Below are 17,227 nucleotides of genomic sequence, written 5' to 3'. Positions count from 1 at the left end.
TCAGGGCGATCGGGCGGCGGCCAGGCCGCCCGGCAGAAGCTCGGCGCGCCCCATCAGATTGAGCTCCAGCAGCGCGGCCGCCACCGTCCCGATCGGCAGGCCCAGCGCCCGGGCCAGTTCGTCGCGCGGCGTCGGCGTGGGCGACAGCAGGGCCGCGACCCGCTCGATCAGCACGGCCTCGATCTCGTCCGGCGCGCCGTCGAAGGGATTGTCCGGTCCGGGTTCGCACAGCGTCCGCAGGGTGGAGAAGGCCCGCTCCACATCCTCCAGACCCTCGCACAGAATGGCGCCCTGCCGCAGCAGTTCGTTGGGGCCCCGCGACCGGGGGTCCAGCGGCGAGCCCGGCACGGCGAAGACGTCGCGGCCCTGTTCGCCCGCCAGCCGGGCCGTGATCAGCGAGCCGGAGCGCAGTTCCGCCTCGACCACGATCACTCCGCGCGACAGGCCCGAGATGATGCGGTTGCGTCGCGGGAAATCCTTCGCCTGCGCCCGGGCGCCCACCGGGCTCTCTGAGACCACACAGCCCTGTTCAGCGATCTGGGCGTATAGGTCGGCGTTGTCGGGTGGGTAAATGTCATCCACCCCGCCGCCCAGCACCGCCACGGTTCCGGTCGGCAGCGCGCCGGTATGGGCCGCGCCGTCGATGCCGCGCGCCAGTCCCGACACCACGACATGGCCGGCCTCGCCCAACTGCTGCGACAGACCGCGCGCGATCCTCTGGCCGCCCGCTGAGGCGATCCGCGCGCCGACCACGGCGATACAGGGCCGCGCCATCAGGGCGGCGTCGCCCAAGGTCCACAGCAGCGGCGGGGGCGGATCGACGGCCGCCAACATGTCGGGATAGGCGGCGTCGCCCAGAACCATCAGCCGGGCTCCGGCGCGCTCGCCCGCCTCCATCTCGGCCTCGATCCGATCGACCGGGGGCAGGACATGGCCGTGGTCTCCACCGCGCCGGATGAGGTCGGGCAGAGCCTCGAGCGCCCGCTCCGCCGAGCCGAATCGCTCCAGCAACTGTCGAAACGTCACGGGCCCGACCTTGTCGGTCCGCGCCAGACGCAGGCGCGCAAAACGCTCTGCGTGGGAAGGGGTCACCCCTTCTTCGCGCCGATCCGGGGCTCGGTCCCCTTCAGGATGCGGGCGACATTCTCATGGTGCCGGATCCAGATGAGGACCGCCGTCGCCAGCGCGAGCGCCAGCACCGGTCCCGAGGTGGGCAGGCCCATCAGCGGCAGGGGCAGAAGGGCGAATAGCGGGGCCATGATTGCCGCGACCAGCGCGGCCAGTGACGACATGCGGAACAGGGTCGCGACGATCAGCCAGGACGCTCCGGCCATGAGGCCCAGCGGCCAGGCGGCGGCCAGCAGCAGGCCGAAGAAGGTCGCTACGCCCTTGCCGCCCTTGAAGCCGAGCCAGACCGGGAACAGGTGACCGAGGAAGGCCGCGCCGCCCGCGACGGCGGCGATGGCCGGTACGCCGGGGAACAGCGCCTGCGCGACCAGGAAAGCCGCCGCGCCCTTGCCGGCGTCCAGTATCAGGGTGGCGAAGGCCAGATCCTTGCGTCCGGTCCTCAGGACGTTGGTCGCGCCGATATTGCCCGAGCCGATGCTGCGCACATCCTCGCCCGTCACCAGTCGGGTCAGGATCACTCCGAACGGGATGGAGCCCAGCAGGTATCCGCCCACTGCCGCGAGCGCGACCGTCCCCAAAGCCGGGCCGACCAGATCCTGCAAGTGATTCGCTCCCTCTTAGCGTGTGTCGTGTACGATGCGGCCGTTGACGACAGTGAGCAAGACCCTGCCCTGCAATCGTCGCCCGTCGAACGGCGAGTTCTTGGACTTGGACTTCAGGGCGTCGGCGTTGATCACCACAGGCGCGCCCGGATCGAACAGGATCAGGTCCCCTGGCGCCCCGGTCGCCAGAACGCCGGCGTCCAGTCCCAGCAAGGTCGCCGGCCCCTGGGTCAAGGGCCGCAGGATGTCGAGCAGCTCCAGCCCGTCCTCGTGATGCAGGGTCAGGGCGGCGGGCAACAGGGTCTCCAGCCCGACGGCGCCCGGCGTCGCCTCGGCGAACGGTCGGCGCTTGTCCTCGGCGGGCGCCGGGGCATGGGCCGATGTGATCGCGTCGATCAGCCCGTCGCGCACCGCCTCGATCAGGGCCTGCCGATCGCTCTCGGGCCGCAGCGGCGGGTCCAGCCGGTAGAAGGTGCGGTAGTCCCCGATGTCGATCTCGTTGAAGCACAGGTGGTTGATCGACACCGAGGCAGCGACCTCCAGCCCCCGAGCCCGGGCCCGCGCCAAGGTCTCCAGCGCGCCCTCGGTCGAGATCTGATCCACAAGAAAGCGCGCGCCGGTCTGTTCGACCAGCGCCAGATCACGCTCCAGCTGGATGCGTTCGGCGATGGCCGGAGCCGACGCCAGCCCCAGCCGGGTCGCCAGCTCGCCGCTCGTCGCCACCGCGCCTTCGCTGAGCCAGGGGTCCGCGGGGCGGCACGAGATCAGGGCGTTGAAGGCGGCGGCGTAGCTCATCACCCGTTGCAGGGTGCGGGTGTTGGCGATCACCTTGTCGACGTCGGTGAAATACAGCGCCCCGGCCTCGTCCATCAGGCCGATCTCGGCCATGCGAACGCCGTCCCGGGCCTTGGTCGCCGCGCCCGCCGCCCGCACATTGACCAGACCCAGCGCCGCGCCGCGCCTCAGGATGAAGTCGATCATCGCGGGATCGTCGATGGCTGGGTCGGTGTCCGGCTGGATGACGATGGTCGTCACCCCGCCCGCCGCCGCCGACAGGCTGGCCGACTTCAGCGTCTCCTTGGGCTCCGCCCCCGGCTCGCCGGTCTTGACCCGGATGTCGATCAGTCCGGGCGACAGGCACAGGCCGCCGGCGTCGATGACTGTCACCCCCGCCGGAGCGACCGCGCCGCTACCGTGGACGACCTCGGTGATCCGGCCGTCCTCGACCAGCACCGCGCCGGGGCCGTCGTAGTCCGAGGCCGGGTCCAGCAGCCGGGCGTTGAGGATAGCCAGGGTATTGGAAGGGGTCGCGCTCATGACGCCGCTCCATCCAGCCGCGCCGACAACGCCGCCAGCACCGCCATCCGCGCCGCGACTCCCATCTCGACCTGGTCCTGGATCAGCGACACGGTCAGATCGTCGGCCACGTCGGAGTCGATCTCGACGCCGCGGTTCATCGGCCCCGGGTGCATCACCTTGGCCCCCGGACTGGCCCAGGACAGCTTCTCGCGGTCCAGACCCCAGAAACGGAAATATTCGCGGGTCGAGGGCACCAGCGCCCCCTCCATTCGCTCCAGCTGAAGCCGCAGCATCATCACGACGTCGCAGCCTTTCAGGCCCTCGCGCATGTCGTGGAACACCTCGCAGCCCCAGCGGTCGGCGTCGCCGGGCACCAGCGTCGGCGGCCCGATCAGCCGCACCCGCGCCCCCATCATCGACAGCATCGACACATTCGACCGCGCGACCCGGCTGTGGGCGATGTCGCCGCAGATGGCGACGGTCAGCCCGCCTACGTCCCCGAAGGCCCGGCGCAGGCTCAACAAATCCAGCAACGCCTGGGTCGGATGCTCGTGCCGTCCGTCGCCGGCGTTGACCACGGCGCATCCGACTTTCTGGGCCAGCAGGGCCGCCGCGCCCGAGGCCCCGTGGCGCACGACCAGCACGTCAGGCTTCATGGCGTTCAGCGTCGCCGCCGTATCAATCAGCGTCTCGCCCTTGGCGGTGGATGACGTGCGCGGCGACAGCGCCGTCACATCGGCGCCCAGCCGTTTGGCCGCGATCTCGAATGAGGCGCTGGTCCGGGTCGAATTCTCGAAGAACAGGTTCATGACCGTGCGCCCGCGCATCAGGTCCAGTGATTTCGACGATTGGCGATTGAAGTCGACGAAGGCGTCGGCCAGATCGAGCAACGGCGGCGTGGTCGCGGCGTTCAGATCGCCGGCGGACAGGAAATGGCTGTGCGGAAACGGCGTCAGCCGTTCGAGAATCAGATCGGTGAGTGCGGCGGGCTGGCTCATCGAGGCCCGCCTATAGGGCCGTGCGCGCGGGAACGGAAGCCGCCCATGTTCACATCCTGTGTTCAGATATAGCCGAACAGCGCCAGCAGGATCGGGATGGTGAAGGCGCTGACTACGGTGGTCAGGGCCACGACGCCGGCCATCAGGGGCGCATCCCCGCCCATCTGCCGCGCCATGACATAGGAGGCCGCCGCCCCCGGCGAGGCTCCGGCCAGCAGCGCCAGCCCTTGGGCCATCCGGTCTCCGACCAGCACCCCGGTCAGCCAGTACATGCCCACCGGCAGGACGATCAGCTTGATCGCCGTCACCGTCAGCATCAGCACCGGCCGCGACGCCGCATAGCGGAAGCTCAGCCCCGCCCCCGCCGTGATCAGCCCCAGCGCGATCGCGCCCGGTCCCATGAGGTCGAACACCCCCATGACCAGATCGGGCTTGGGCACGCCCGTCAGATTGAGCGCCGCCCCGATCCCGCAGGCCCAGATGATCGGATTCCTCGCCAGCGATGACAGCGCCAGCCGCCAGCCGCCGCCCTGACCCGCGCCCCAGCGCGCCAGCACCAGCACACAGACCACGTTCAACGCCGGCGCCAGCACCCCGAACGCCACCGCCGCCACGCCCAGCCCGGCTTCCCCGAAGACCGCCCCGGCGACCGGCAGAAAGACGAAGCCGTTCCACCGGATCACGCCCTGGAAGACGCTGGTGAAGGCCGGGTCGCTGATCCTCAGCATCGGCTTGGCCAGCACCGTCAGCAGCGCCACCGTCAGGGCCACCGCCACAGTGGCCATGGCCACCGGACCGGCCGCGCCGCCCGCAAAGTCTGCGCGCCACACCGCCGGGATCAGGAAGGCGGGATAAAAGGCGAAATAGGCCAGCCGTTCGACCGCCCGCCAGCCGTCGTCATCCAGAAACGCCCGCCACTTCAGCCCCCAGCCGAGGGCAATCATGGCGAAGACCGGCACGACGCCGGTAAGCAGGGCGCTCACGCCCGCAACCGGTCCAGCGCGCCCTGCAATATCCAGGCGGCGGCGGTGCGGTCGATCACATTGGCGCGTCGCTTGCGGTTCAGATCCAGCTCCTCGATCAGGAACCGCTCGACGGCGCTGGTCGATAGCCGCTCGTCCTGAAAGGCGCAGGGCACGGCGCGGATGCGCTGCAGATTGCGCGCGAAGGCGCGGCACGACTGCGCCCGCGGCCCTTCCGACCCGTCCATGTTCAGCGGCAGGCCGATCACCAGCCCCGAGGCCTTGCGCCCGTCCATCAGCTTGAGCACCGCATGGGCGTCGTCGGTGAATTTCGTCTTGCGGACCAGCGACAGCGGACTGGCGATCATCCGGGTGACGTCGGACACGGCCACGCCGATGGTCTTCTCGCCCAGATCCAGCCCCAGCCACGGCGTGCCCGGGGGGGTGGAGGCGGCGAGGTCTTCGAGGGATAGAACTGTCACGGCTTGGCGGTAGGACTGGCGAGCCGCCCTGTCAAAGTGCAAGCTGCGGCCGCCGTTGATGGGAGAGCCTCCGATGAAGCCTGTCACCTTCCTCGCCGTCTTGCTCGGACTGGCCGCCTGCGACGCCCAGGTCGAGAGCCGCAAGGCAGCCGTTCCCGCCGAACAGGCCGCGCCCGCCGCTGCGCCCCTGACCGCCGCCGGCCCCGCCGCCACCGTCCAGCCTGACGCCGGCGAGGGCCAGCAGTGGGCCGCCGGGGTGGTCGAACTGACCCAGCTGACGCATCAGGGCGACCGCACCGTCAAACTGTTCGGCACGGCCGGCGGCGATCCGGCCATGAACGGCCTCTACACCCACGTCGCCTTCTTCGATTCGCCGGCCGAGGGCTGGCGCGTCTTCCGCATTGGCGACTTCCTCGACTACCGCGTCCTGTCCGAGGCGCCGGGCCGGGTCGATCTGGAGATCGACGAGAGCACCATGGACGAGGCCTCGGGCAATATCGGCAGCCGCACCCGGCGCGTCATCATCGGCTGGGCGCTGGCGACGGACGGCTCCGCCCCGGCCACCGTGACGGTCACGCCGGCGCAGTGACGCCAGCCGTGTCAGAATCCTTGTGAATTCGGGGCCGGGCGGCTAATCCCGCCGGTTCTGGTTTCGCATTTGGAGGGCCGCATGGCCATCGACGCCGCGACCGTGCGCCGGGTGGCGCACCTCGCCCGCATCAAGACCCCGGAAGACCGGCTGGAGCCGCTCGCCGCGGAGCTGAACGGCATTCTTGCCTGGATCGAACAGCTCAATGAGGTCGACGTCACGGGCGTTGAGCCGATGACGTCCAACGTCGCCCAGCCCCTGCGCCTGCGCGACGACGTGGTCAGCGACGGCGGCAAGGTCGAAGCCGTCCTCGGCAATGCGCCGAAATCCGCCGATGGCTTCTTCGTCGTGCCCAAAGTGGTCGAATAGAATGTCCGACCTGACGAAACTGACTCTCAAGGCCGCGCTCGTCGGCCTCAAGGCCCGCGACTTCTCCTCGGAGGAACTCACAAAGGCCTTCGTCGCCAATATCGACGCCGCCAACCCGCGTCTGAACGCCTTCGTGGTCCAGACCACGGACAAGGCCATCGCCATGGCCCGCGCTTCCGACGCCAAACTGGCCAGGGGGGAGGGCGGCGCCCTCGAAGGCGCGCCGCTGGGCATCAAGGACCTGTTCTGCACCGACGGCGTCCAGACCACAGCCGGCTCCAACATGCTGCGCGGCTTCGTCCCGCCCTATGAGTCGACTGTCACCGCCAACCTGTGGCGCGACGGCGCGGTCATGCTGGGCAAGCTCAACATGGACGAGTTCGCGATGGGCTCGTCCAACGAGACCAGCGCCTTCGGTCCGGTCGTGAACCCTTGGAAATCCACAACTTCCAACGCTGATCTGACTCCCGGCGGCAGCTCGGGCGGCTCGGCCTCGGCCGTCGCCGGCGACCTCTGCCTGGCCGCCACCGCTTCGGACACCGGCGGCTCCATCCGCCAGCCGGCGGCCTTCACCGGCACCGTCGGCATGAAGCCCACCTACGGCCGCGCCAGCCGCTTCGGCATGGTCGCCTTCGCCAGTTCGCTGGATCAGGCCGGGCCCATCACGAAGACGGTCGAGGACGCCGCCATCCTGCTGCGCTCGATGTGCTCCTTCGACTCGAAGGACTCCACCAGCCTCGACGTCGAAACCCCCGACTGGACCCAATCACTCGGCAAGTCCGTCAAGGGCCTGCGCATCGGCGTGCCCAGGGAATACGTCGTCGACGGCATGCCGGCCGAGATTCAGGCGCTGTGGGACCAGGGCATCGAATGGCTCAAGGCCGCCGGCTGCGAGATCGTACCCATCAGCCTGCCGCACACGAAGTACGCCCTGCCGGCCTATTACATCATCGCCCCGGCCGAGGCCTCGTCCAACCTGGCCCGATACGACGGTATGCGCTTCGGCCACCGCGCCGAGGGCACGACCAGCCTGACCGACCTCTATGAGACCAGCCGCGCCGAGGGTTTCGGCAAGGAGGTCCAGCGCCGCCTGACCATCGGGGCCTATGTGCTTTCGGCCGGCTTCTACGACGCCTACTACGTCCGCGCCCTCAAGGTCCGCCGCCGCATCGCCATGGATTTCGACGCCGTCTGGGACAAGGTCGACGCCATCCTGACCCCGTCCACCCCGTCGGCCGCCTTCGCCCTCGGCGACAAGCAGATCGATCCGCTGCAGATGTATCTGAACGACATCTTCACCGTGACCGCCAACCTCGCCGGCCTGCCGGGCATCTCCGTGCCCGCCGGCCTCGACAAGGGCGGCCTGCCGCTGGGCCTTCAGGTCATCGGCAAGGCGCTGGACGAGGCGACGGTCTTCCAGGTGGCGAGCGCGCTGGAGGATGCGGCGGGGTTTGCGGCCAGGCCGGACAAGTGGTGGTGAGACGACTCGGAGCACCCGAGCGGACGATTTACTTCTTCCTCGGACTGCTCCCAGGGTTGATCAGCGTTGCCGGCTTGGTGCTTTGGGTAGGCGGCGCCTACGTTCTAACGAGGTACGGCGCTCCCTATTCCAATGAGAAGATGGTCTGGGACCTTGGTGGGTTTGCGTGGTTTTTCGGCGGACTGATATTTTTCGGTGCGATCGGCTGGGGCGCTTTTTGGGCACTTCGGCAAGCGTTCACCGGCGTACCTGACCCCTCTCCCAAAGGGAGAGGGAGGGACCCACGCCGCGACAGCGGCGTGGGAGGGTGAGGGGTTACGGTGCATGGAGCGCGAGACTCGAACCGAACGGTCGCGTGACCTGCGCCAACGCCAGACCTATGCCGAGAACAAGTTGTGGCAGGCTATCCGCGGCGGCCGCCTCGACGACCTGAAGTTTCGCCGCCAGCATCCGATCAGCCGCTACTTCGCCGATTTCGCCTGCGAGAAGGCGCGACTGGTCATCGAACTGGACGGCGGCATCCATGAAGACGACGACCAGGCCAGCTACGACCTCGTCCGCCAGCGCGCGATCGAGGCTCTCGGCTGGTTCGTCCTCCGGTTCCTGAACGACGAGGTCGTGCATGAACTTCCGAAAGTGCTCGATGCCGTGAAAGCCCAGGCCCGATTGGCCAGCACCGTAACCCCTCACCCTCCCACTCAACTTCGTTGAGCGGGTCCCTCCCTCTCCCGATGGGAGAGGGGTAAGAGAAGACCATGACCGACACCGCTACGAATTCGAAACTCATCCCCGGCCGCACCGGCCCGTGGGAAATCGTCATGGGGCTGGAGATCCACGCCCAGGTGGCGTCGAAGGCCAAGCTGTTCTCGGGCGCAGCCGTCGGCTTCGGTGCGGGGGCGAACGAGCAGGTGTCGCTGGTCGACGCCGGCTTTCCCGGCATGTTGCCGACGCTCAACAAATTCTGCGTCGAACAGGCGGTCCGCACCGGCCTCGGCCTCAACGCCCGGATCAACCGGCGCAGCCAGTTCGACCGGAAGAACTATTTCTACCCCGACCTGCCCACCGGCTATCAGATCAGCCAGCTCTACTTCCCCATCGTCGGCGAAGGCGTCGTCGAGGTGGAGGCCGAGGACGGCTCCTTCTTCAACGTCGGCATCGAACGCCTGCATCTGGAGCAGGACGCGGGCAAGCTGATCCACGACCTGTCCCCGACCGAGAGCTATGTCGACCTGAACCGCGCGGGCACCGCCCTGATGGAGATCGTGTCGCGTCCCGACATTCGTTCCCCAGAAGAAGCCGTGGCTTACGTCAAGAAGATCAGAACCATTCTGATCTATCTGGGCACCTGCGACGGCGACATGGAGAAGGGCAATCTGCGCGCCGACGTCAACGTCTCGGTGTGCCGCGAGGGCCAGTACGCCAAATACAAGGCGACCGGCGACTTCAGCCATCTGGGCACGCGCTGCGAGATCAAGAACGTCAACTCGTTCCGTTTCATCTCCCAGGCCATCAACCATGAGGCCCGGCGCCAGATCGAAATCCTCGAGGACGGTGGCAAGATCAGTCAGGAGACCCGCCTCTACGATCCGACGGCCGGCGAGACCCGATCGATGCGCTCCAAGGAAGAGGCGATGGACTACCGCTACTTCCCCGACCCCGACCTGCTTCCGCTCGAGCTGGAACAGGCCTGGATCGACGCCATCAAGGCGTCGTTGCCCGAACTGCCGGATGCAAAGCGCCGCCGGCTGATGGCCGACTACGGCCTGTCGCAATACGACGCCGTGGTCCTGATCTCGGAACAGGCCAAGGCCGACTATTTCGAAGCCGCCGCCGTAGGACGGGACGCCAAACTGGTGTCCAACTGGGTGACCAACGAGGTCTCCGCGCGCCTGGCCGCCGATGGCAAGGACTTCTCGGACAACACCCTGCCTGCCGCCCACGTCGCCCAGCTGGTCGAGCTGATCGAGACCGACGTCATCTCGTCGAAGATCGCCAAGGAAGTCTTCGACCATGTCTGGAACGGCGAAGGTTCGCCCGCCGAGGTGGTCGAGAAACACGGTCTCAAACAGGTCACCGACACCGGCGCGATCGAGAAAGCCATCGACGACATCATCGCCGCCAACCCCGACAAGGCGGCCGCCGTCGCCGAAAAGCCGCAGGCCCTCGGCTGGTTCGTCGGTCAGGTCATGAAGGCCACCGGCGGCAAGGCCAACCCGTCCGCGGTCAACGACATCCTGAAGGCCAGGCTGGGCCTTTAGATTCAGCTCCGAGGGCCCCCTCCGTCTCGCCGGCTACGCCGACGATCCACCTCCCCCGGCGGGGGAGGACTGTGACGTTCGCATTCCTCCCCCAACGGGGGAGGGGGACCACGCGAAGCGTGGTGGAGGGGGCTCACGCCGCCTACTCAAACAACTCCCCGCTCGCCTCCGCCCCCTCCACCGCCTCCCGCGCCAGCGCCCGTGTCACCGGCTTGTGCAGGGCGTCCAGCCGTTCGACGACATCCGCCGCCGCCGCCGCCGACCGGTCGATGCGGCGCAGCAGCCAGGGGATGACGTCCTTCTGCGGACGGATGCCCCGTTCGGCGAACCGGGCCTCCAGCATGGCCGACAGAACCGCGTCGTCAGGCGCCTCGACAGCGTAGGTCCGGATGGCGTCCAGCCGCGAGCGCAGGTCCGGCAGGGCGGCCTCCCAGCCCGAGGGCGCTGACCGCGCCACCAGCAGCAGGGCGCCGCCCGGCGCCTGGGCCAGGTTGATCAGGTGGAACAGGGTCTCGTCGTCGACCTCCCGGGCCGGGTCCAGCAGCACCGGCCGTCCGTCCAGCTCCAGCGGATCGATCAGCGCCGCCTCGGCCCCGTGAATGGCCACCGCCCCGACCCGCTCGGCCCAGACCTGCGCCAGCCGGCTCTTGCCGCTGCCCGCCGGCCCCGAGATGGCCACCACCCCGCCGATCAGATTGGGCCAGTCCAACAGCGCCTCGACAGCGGTGCGGTTACAGTCCGACACGACGAAGCCCTCGGCCCCCTCGGGCAGGTCGCGTTGCAACGGCAGTCGCATCTGGTCGGCGGGCGAGGGGCGGGCGGTCATTGCGTTCATCATAGCAGACCCGGGACGCGGTTCCTTCCCCCGCCGTGGACAAGCGCAGTCGCCTGTGGATGCGCAGGCTTCCTTGTCGCCCCCGATCTTCCGGCCCCCGCCCGACCCCCAAACCTGCATTCCCGCCCCTCAAACCGTTCCGGCCTCGGCCGGACTCCCGCCTGCGTCCATTCCTGACGCAGGGTTCCGCTAGCCTGAGCCGATCAACAGCCTGCAGGAGGGGCGAATGTATCGACAAGACAGCTTTTCGGCATTTTCGGGCGGGTCGCGCCTTTTGACCCCTGTGAGGCCCGTAAACCTTGACTTTCCGGGGCGATGATGCGCCCTTCCGCCCTCCCGAATTGCGCCCTTTGCGGCCTGTAATCCAAGACGAACCGACCATGCACGCCTACCGCTCCCACACCTGCGGCGCTCTCCGTTTGACCGATGCGGGCTCCAATGTCCGCCTGTCCGGCTGGGTGCATCGCAAGCGCGACCACGGCGGCCTGCTGTTCATCGACCTGCGCGATCACTACGGCCTGACCCAGCTGGTGCTGCACCCCGAGACGCCGGGCTTCGAGGCCGTCGAACGCCTGCGCGCCGAGAGCGTCATCCGCGTGGACGGCGAGGTCGTGGCCCGCTCCGCCGAGACGAAGAACGCCAACCTTCCGACCGGCGAGATCGAGATCCGCGTCAAGGCCGTCGAGGTCCTGTCCGAGGCCGCTGAACTGCCGCTGCCGGTCTTCGGCGAGCCCGAATACCCCGAGGAAATCCGCCTCAAGCACCGCTACCTCGACCTGCGCCGCGAGACGCTGCACAAGAACATCGTGCTGCGCTCTCGCGTGATCTCCTCGATCCGCCAGCGCATGGTCGGTCAAGGCTTTCTCGAGTACCAGACGCCGATCCTGACGGCCTCCAGCCCCGAAGGCGCACGCGACTTCCTCGTTCCGTCGCGGCTGCACCCGGGCAAATTCTACGCCCTGCCGCAGGCCCCGCAGCAGTTCAAACAGCTGCTGATGGTCTCGGGCTTCGACCGCTATTTCCAGATCGCGCCCTGTTTCCGCGACGAAGACCTGCGCGCCGACCGCTCGCTGGAATTCTACCAGCTCGACGTCGAGATGAGCTTCGTCACGCAAGAGGACGTCTTCGCCGCCATCGAGCCCGTCATGCACGGCGTGTTCGAGGAGTTCGCCGACGGCAAGACGGTCGATCCCTATCCGTTTGTGCGCATCCCCTACCGGGACAGCATTTCAAAATACGGCACCGACAAGCCCGACCTGCGCAACCCGATCGAGATGCAGGACGTGTCACAGCATTTCCGCGACGGTGGTTTCGGCCTGTTCAACAAGATTCTCGCCGGCGACGCTAAGAACGCCGTCTGGGCCATCCCCGCGCCAAAGGGGGGCAGCCGCGCCTTCTGCGACCGCATGAACTCCTGGGCCCAGGGCGAGGGCCAACCGGGCCTCGGCTACATCTTCTGGTCCGAGGACCAGGGGGCCTGGGGCGGCCCGATCGCCAAAAACCTCGGCGCCGAGCCGACCGACGCCCTGATGAAGGCGCTGGGCATGGGGCAGGGCGACGCCGCCTTCTTCGCCGCCGGCGACCCGGCCGTCTTCCACAAGTTCGCTGGAAACGCCCGCACCAAGCTGGGCCAGGACCTCAACCTGATCTCTGACGACGAATTCCGCTTCTGCTGGATCGTTGACTTCCCGATGTTCGAGTGGAGTGAGGAAGAGAAGAAGGTCGATTTCTCGCACAACCCCTTCTCGATGCCGCAGGGCGAGATGGAGGCCCTGACCAGCAAGGACCCGCTCGATATTCTCGCCTACCAGTATGACATCGTCTGCAACGGCTATGAGCTGTGCTCCGGCGCGATCCGGAACCACAAGGCCGACATCATGCTCAAGGCCTTCGAGATCGCCGGCTATGACGCCTCGGTGGTCGAGGACCAGTTCGGCGGCATGCTCAACGCCTTCCGCTACGGCGCCCCGCCCCACGGCGGTCTGGCCCCCGGCATCGACCGGATCGTCATGCTGCTGGCCAATCAGGTCGCGATCCGTGAGGTCATCGCCTTCCCGCTGAACCAGCAGGGTCAGGATCTGCTGATGAGCGCGCCGTCGGATGCGGCCGAGCGTCAGTACAAGGAACTGCACATCCGTGCGGCGCTGCCGATCAAGGTCTGACGGCGGGGATCAGCGGTCGGCGCTGGCGACGAGGAAGTTCCGCGAGCGCGGCGGGACCGGCGGCGCAGGGGGAGCGGGAGGCGCGATCCGCATCACGCTGACGCCGCGGCAGACGCGGACGTTCAGTCGGGCGGGCAGACGGGTGGCGGCGTCTCCGCAGGCCCGGCTTATCTGGGACTGGCTAAGGCCGCGGACGCCCGACAGGTCCGCGCCGCGGATGTCCGTGCGGTTCATGGATGCGCCGTCGAAATCGGCGCCGCCGAACCGGCCACCCGTCAGACGCGCGCCGTTCAGGGTCGCGTCGCTGAAGTCGGCGGAGCGGAAGTCGCCGTTCGACAGGTTCGACATGGCGATCTCCGCATCGGAGAAGTCCGCTGATCGGGCGTTGACATTGGCCAGGGTGGCCGCGTTCAGTTCCGCCGCGCTCAAGTCCGCTCCGGTCAGGATCGCGGTGTTCATATTGGCCCCGTTCAGTGCGGCGCCCGTGAGATCGGCCCCCGCCAGACGCACCCGCACCAGGGTCGCGCCCATGGCCTCGACGCCCGACAGGTCCGCACCTGAGAAATTGGAGCCGGTGAAGTCAGCGCCGACCATCTCGGCGCCCGACAGGTCGGCGCGGCTGAAGTCGCTGCCCGAGAAGTTCGAGCCGACCAGTTCCGCGCCCCGCAGATTGGCGCCGACGAGGGTGGCGTTGATGAAGACCGCGCCGGTAAAGGCCGCCCCGGTCAGATCCCGGCCGGACAGTTCGCAGCGATTGCAGGTTCCGCCCAGCGAGACCATTCGGGCGACGTCGCGATCCTGGTACTGGAACTGCAGCTGGATTTCGGCGCTGGCCGAACCGGCCGCAGCGAGGACCGCGATCGCGGCGCCGAGCGCGAGGCCATCGGTCGAGAGGCGACGGAACAGGGGAGCAGCAATCTGTTTCACGCCCCTTTCATGACTTCAAACATCGGCAAACCCTACTTAATTCGCCGTAAGGTCCGAGGCCGTCTAGCAGCGGGGAAGGGTCAGGCCGCCGGGCAGTTGCGTCGCCTCATCGCCGCAGGCCTGGTTCAGCCGGCCTTGGGTCAGGCCCGTCGCGCGCCGCATCGAAGCGCCCGAGAAGTTGACCCCGCTCAGGGTCGCTCCCGAAAAATTCGCCCCGTCCAGATAGGCGCCGACGAAGCTGGCGTTGGTCATGTTAGCGCCCGAGAAGTTCGAACCCGAGAAGACGCCGCCGTAGGCTTCCACGTCGCGGAGATCGGCGTTGGAGAAGCGGGTACGGCTCATTGCCGTAAGGCTCAGATCGGCCTGACGCAGTCTCGCGCCGGACAGGTTCAGGCCGCGCGCCTCGAGCCCCGACAGGGCTGCCTGGAACAGGTTGCAGCCGGCGCAACTCGCGCCGCCGCGCACCCGGGCGATCTGGCCGGCGTTCTGGGCGACGGCGGGCAGGGCGACAGCCACAAGTGCGGCGACGACGGTTGCGGTCAGGATCGGCTTCATGGCGGGCTCCGGTCTCGGCCTTGGGCGTGGCTCGACGAGGAGCATCATGGCGCCAAATCGTTGATCAACCCTGCATCGACGGCGCTGCCCCGCAAGTGTCGCAGATCCATCCCGCGCCGCGCTGCTGCAAAGAGAAGTCGCCGCAGGCGGGACAGGCTACTGCCTCGGTGGGCATATAGGGCGTGACCGGCGTCTCCCGCTTCTGGCCGAACGGCAGGACGACCAGATTGTCCGGCGCCGTGCCGCGGGCGAAGCCCTTGGAGATGAACCGGGCGGCCGGGACGGTTTCCGGCGCGTCGTCGTCGCCCGCCAGCGTGCCCAAGCCGTTGCTGCTCAACGGATCGGGCTCGGCGTTGGCAAGTTCGTGCCGGTCCAGATAGGACACCCCCAGCTCACGGAAGATGTAGTCGAGAATCGAAGTCGCGGACTTGATCGAGTCATTGCCCGTCACGGCTCCGGCGGGCTCGAACCGGGTGAAGATGAAGGCGTCGACGAATTCTTCCAGCGGCACGCCGTACTGGAGCCCGATCGAGATCGCGATGGCGAAATTGTTCATCAGCGAGCGGAAGGCGGCGCCTTCCTTGTGCATGTCGATGAAGATTTCGCCGAGTTCGCCGTCCTCGTATTCGCCGGTGTGGATGTAGACCTTGTGCCCGCCGACGGCGGCCTTCTGGATATAGCCCTTGCGGCGGTCCGGGAGTTTGCGACGGGTACGCTCGCGCTCTACAACCTTTTCCACCACCCGCTCGACGGCCTTGGCCTCCGGCTCCCAGCGGCGTGGACGCGGCGCCGGCTCGGACTCAACCAGGTCGAGCAGGGGGCCTGCTGGCGGCGTCGCCCGCATCAGTCGGATAGCGCAGCGCCCGTCCCGCGCGGCTTCGGCCAGCAGACGCGCGGCTTGCGCCGGCGTGGTGCGCCAGTCGATCAGCGTCGGGGCCGTGTCGGGGATCGCGCTAACTGCGTCCAGCTCGGCCCGAAGCGCGGCTTCGAAGGCCGCCGGGTCCGACAGGACAGCCTGAATGCCCTCAGGAGAGCCGTCCCAGTCCAGCAGATCGCCATGACCGAAAACCCCGGCCTCGGCGAGGGCGATGTCATCAGCAGAGAAGCCGAGGTGCGGCAACAGATCGCCCACGGCGCCCTCGAAGCCCAGCACGTCCCGCAGAAAGCCTGCGTCCAGCACCGGCGATCGGAAGGCGTCGTTGAGGTTGTCGACCTGTGTGAGAGCCTGCTCCAGCCCTTCAAGCTCCACATCTGTAAAGCCTCGTGCCCGCAAAGCCGTATGGTCGACGCGCGGCGCATCGACGAGGGTTCGTCGCCCGAACAGGTGGCGTTCGGCGGCGTCGACGTCGCCGCCGTGCCGCTTGATCGCAGCGGCCAGGGACGGTCGCAAGCGCCGCGCTACGCCGCCGTCCGCGGTCTGCCAGGCCTCGCAGGCGGACAGCCGCGACAGGCCCAGCCGCAGCTCGGCCTCAAGGTCGTTGACGAAGAGAGCTGTAGAAGCGTCGCCCGCCGCCGCCCGGACCAGCTTCGCCAGTTGGTCCGGGCGGGATACATTGGCGGGGGACGCGCTGTTGAGCACGAGATCGGCCAGTCCGCCCAGTCCGACGGTCACGACCGTGGCGCCGTCGGCCGTGAGGGCTGTCGTCCAGAGGCGCACGAGATCCCCGAGCGCGGGTTCAAATCCCTTTCCGGCGACCGTCTCCAGCGCGGTCAGGGACAGAAGGACCGCCGGCGCCCGCCTGGCCTCCGACACAGCCCAGGCTGTGTCGGAATCGAAGGTCAGGATCAGATCCCCGTCCAGCGCGGCTTCAGCCGCCGCAAGTGCTTCCGGAGCGCCGGAGGCGATCATGGCGCGGTCAGCGAGAGCCAGCATGGGCGGCGGCGACACACGGGGCGGGAGAGCGATGTCGAACCGCTCGCCCTGTATGGCGCGCAGGATGTCGGCGTCGGCAGCCCCCGTCCGACGCGCGGCGAGCGCCGCGCGCGCGAGGGCGGGATTTCGCACGGGGTCAGCGCAGTCGGCGCGCGGACCCTCGCAGCGGGACACCGCCTCGGCCACGCGTTCCAGCGCCGCTGCTGCGGCTTCGATGGCACCAGCCGCCAGTCGATTGGCCCATCGCAGAGCGGATTCCGCCTGTAGTCGGCGTGCGGCCCCAGGTTGGGACAGATCGGTCAGACCCGCGGCGAATGTCGATGTCCGGGCGGGCGAGGCAAGCCCCAGCAACACGGTCGCCGACAGCTCCTCGGCCCTGTCGGGACAAAGACGCAGGCTCCAGGCGACGGCCGCCTCTTGCAGCGGATCGTCGCCGTCCGTCGTGAGGCCTTCGGCATCGGCCCAGTCCAGCCAAGCCTCGATCTGGACGTCGGTCCAGCCCTCGGGCGCGCGCACAGCGATGATCCCGTCCGCACGTTCGATCTCGCGGGCAGGTCGGTGCATCGCGGCGGCGAGGGAGGCGAAGGGAAAGCGCATGCGGCGGACTCGACGTGGCCTTTCGGCCAGATTAGCGGCGAGGTGGGATCCCGGCAATAAATCTGGCGTGTCCGCAGGCGGTTACCCCCAAGATGTTGAGGTGCGAGGCGC

16 protein-coding genes are annotated in these 17,227 nt (G+C 68.3%); 6 read left to right on the top strand and 10 right to left on the bottom strand.

Annotated elements, in window-relative coordinates; translation table 11 throughout:
- The 6 genes from dprA to ruvX all read right to left on the bottom strand — a co-directional run bounded on the left by dprA (position 1) and on the right by ruvX (position 5,471).
- Positions 1-1,092, bottom strand: coding sequence for a DNA-processing protein DprA (gene dprA, locus Q8K49_RS04710; protein ID WP_305304441.1), 1,092 nt, complete (start codon positions 1,090-1,092; stop codon positions 1-3).
- Entirely contained in the window at positions 1,089-1,730 is a 642-nt protein-coding gene (plsY, locus tag Q8K49_RS04705; RefSeq protein WP_305304440.1) for a glycerol-3-phosphate 1-O-acyltransferase PlsY, read from the bottom strand. The genes dprA and plsY overlap by 4 nt, the downstream gene beginning before the upstream one ends.
- 15 nt (positions 1,731-1,745) lie before the next feature.
- On the bottom strand, positions 1,746-3,047 hold the full coding sequence (gene pyrC, locus Q8K49_RS04700; protein WP_305304439.1) for a dihydroorotase: 1,302 nt from the start codon (positions 3,045-3,047) through the stop codon (positions 1,746-1,748).
- Complete coding sequence (locus tag Q8K49_RS04695; protein ID WP_305304438.1) at positions 3,044-4,027, bottom strand: aspartate carbamoyltransferase catalytic subunit; 984 nt, start codon at positions 4,025-4,027, stop codon at positions 3,044-3,046. Before Q8K49_RS04695 ends, pyrC begins: the two co-directional genes overlap by 4 nt.
- Before the next feature lie 62 nt (positions 4,028-4,089).
- Positions 4,090-5,010, bottom strand: coding sequence for an AEC family transporter (locus tag Q8K49_RS04690; RefSeq protein ID WP_305304437.1), 921 nt, complete (start codon positions 5,008-5,010; stop codon positions 4,090-4,092).
- Positions 5,007-5,471, bottom strand: coding sequence for a Holliday junction resolvase RuvX (ruvX, locus tag Q8K49_RS04685; RefSeq protein ID WP_305304435.1), 465 nt, complete (start codon positions 5,469-5,471; stop codon positions 5,007-5,009). Before ruvX ends, Q8K49_RS04690 begins: the two co-directional genes overlap by 4 nt.
- A gap of 73 nt (positions 5,472-5,544) precedes the next feature.
- Here ruvX and Q8K49_RS04680 point away from each other — a divergent pair, with 73 nt between their 5' ends.
- The 5 genes from Q8K49_RS04680 (at position 5,545) to gatB (ending at position 10,167) form a co-directional block, all read left to right on the top strand.
- Positions 5,545-6,060 carry a hypothetical protein gene (locus tag Q8K49_RS04680; protein WP_305304433.1) on the top strand — a complete coding sequence of 172 codons (516 nt, stop codon included), beginning with the start codon at positions 5,545-5,547 and terminating at the stop codon, positions 6,058-6,060.
- Positions 6,061-6,141: 81 nt separating this feature from the next.
- Positions 6,142-6,429 (top strand): Asp-tRNA(Asn)/Glu-tRNA(Gln) amidotransferase subunit GatC, encoded by a 288-nt coding sequence (gatC, locus tag Q8K49_RS04675; RefSeq protein WP_305304431.1) that lies wholly within the window; start codon positions 6,142-6,144, stop codon positions 6,427-6,429.
- 1 nt (position 6,430) lies between these two features.
- Complete coding sequence (gene gatA, locus Q8K49_RS04670; protein WP_305304429.1) at positions 6,431-7,909, top strand: Asp-tRNA(Asn)/Glu-tRNA(Gln) amidotransferase subunit GatA; 1,479 nt, start codon at positions 6,431-6,433, stop codon at positions 7,907-7,909.
- A gap of 324 nt (positions 7,910-8,233) precedes the next feature.
- A complete protein-coding gene (locus Q8K49_RS04665) occupies positions 8,234-8,620 on the top strand; it encodes an endonuclease domain-containing protein (protein ID WP_305304428.1) in 387 nt (128 codons plus the stop codon).
- 44 nt (positions 8,621-8,664) lie between these two features.
- Positions 8,665-10,167, top strand: a complete 1,503-nt coding sequence (gene gatB, locus Q8K49_RS04660; RefSeq protein ID WP_305304427.1) for an Asp-tRNA(Asn)/Glu-tRNA(Gln) amidotransferase subunit GatB — start codon at positions 8,665-8,667, stop codon at positions 10,165-10,167.
- A 142-nt stretch (positions 10,168-10,309) separates the two neighbouring features.
- Here gatB and Q8K49_RS04655 read toward each other — a convergent pair whose 3' ends face one another.
- Positions 10,310-10,993 carry a chromosomal replication initiator DnaA gene (locus Q8K49_RS04655; protein WP_305304426.1) on the bottom strand — a complete coding sequence of 228 codons (684 nt, stop codon included), beginning with the start codon at positions 10,991-10,993 and terminating at the stop codon, positions 10,310-10,312.
- A gap of 389 nt (positions 10,994-11,382) precedes the next feature.
- Between Q8K49_RS04655 and aspS the strand changes: the two genes are divergently transcribed.
- On the top strand, positions 11,383-13,164 hold the full coding sequence (aspS, locus tag Q8K49_RS04650) for an aspartate--tRNA ligase (RefSeq protein ID WP_305304424.1): 1,782 nt from the start codon (positions 11,383-11,385) through the stop codon (positions 13,162-13,164).
- Positions 13,165-13,173: 9 nt separating this feature from the next.
- Here aspS and Q8K49_RS04645 read toward each other — a convergent pair whose 3' ends face one another.
- From Q8K49_RS04645 to Q8K49_RS04635, 3 genes are all read right to left on the bottom strand, one after another.
- Entirely contained in the window at positions 13,174-14,091 is a 918-nt protein-coding gene (locus Q8K49_RS04645; protein WP_305304423.1) for a pentapeptide repeat-containing protein, read from the bottom strand.
- Positions 14,092-14,154: 63 nt separating this feature from the next.
- Complete coding sequence (locus tag Q8K49_RS04640; RefSeq protein WP_305304422.1) at positions 14,155-14,646, bottom strand: pentapeptide repeat-containing protein; 492 nt, start codon at positions 14,644-14,646, stop codon at positions 14,155-14,157.
- 64 nt (positions 14,647-14,710) lie between these two features.
- Positions 14,711-17,116 carry a TSCPD domain-containing protein gene (locus Q8K49_RS04635; protein ID WP_305304420.1) on the bottom strand — a complete coding sequence of 802 codons (2,406 nt, stop codon included), beginning with the start codon at positions 17,114-17,116 and terminating at the stop codon, positions 14,711-14,713.
- Between the last annotated feature and the right edge of the window lie 111 nt (positions 17,117-17,227).

This window comes from Brevundimonas sp. (assembly GCF_030682035.1).
Lineage (GTDB): Bacteria > Pseudomonadota > Alphaproteobacteria > Caulobacterales > Caulobacteraceae > Brevundimonas.
Note: the sequence above shows the minus strand (reverse complement) of the source record. Positions and strands in the feature narration are given on the sequence as shown.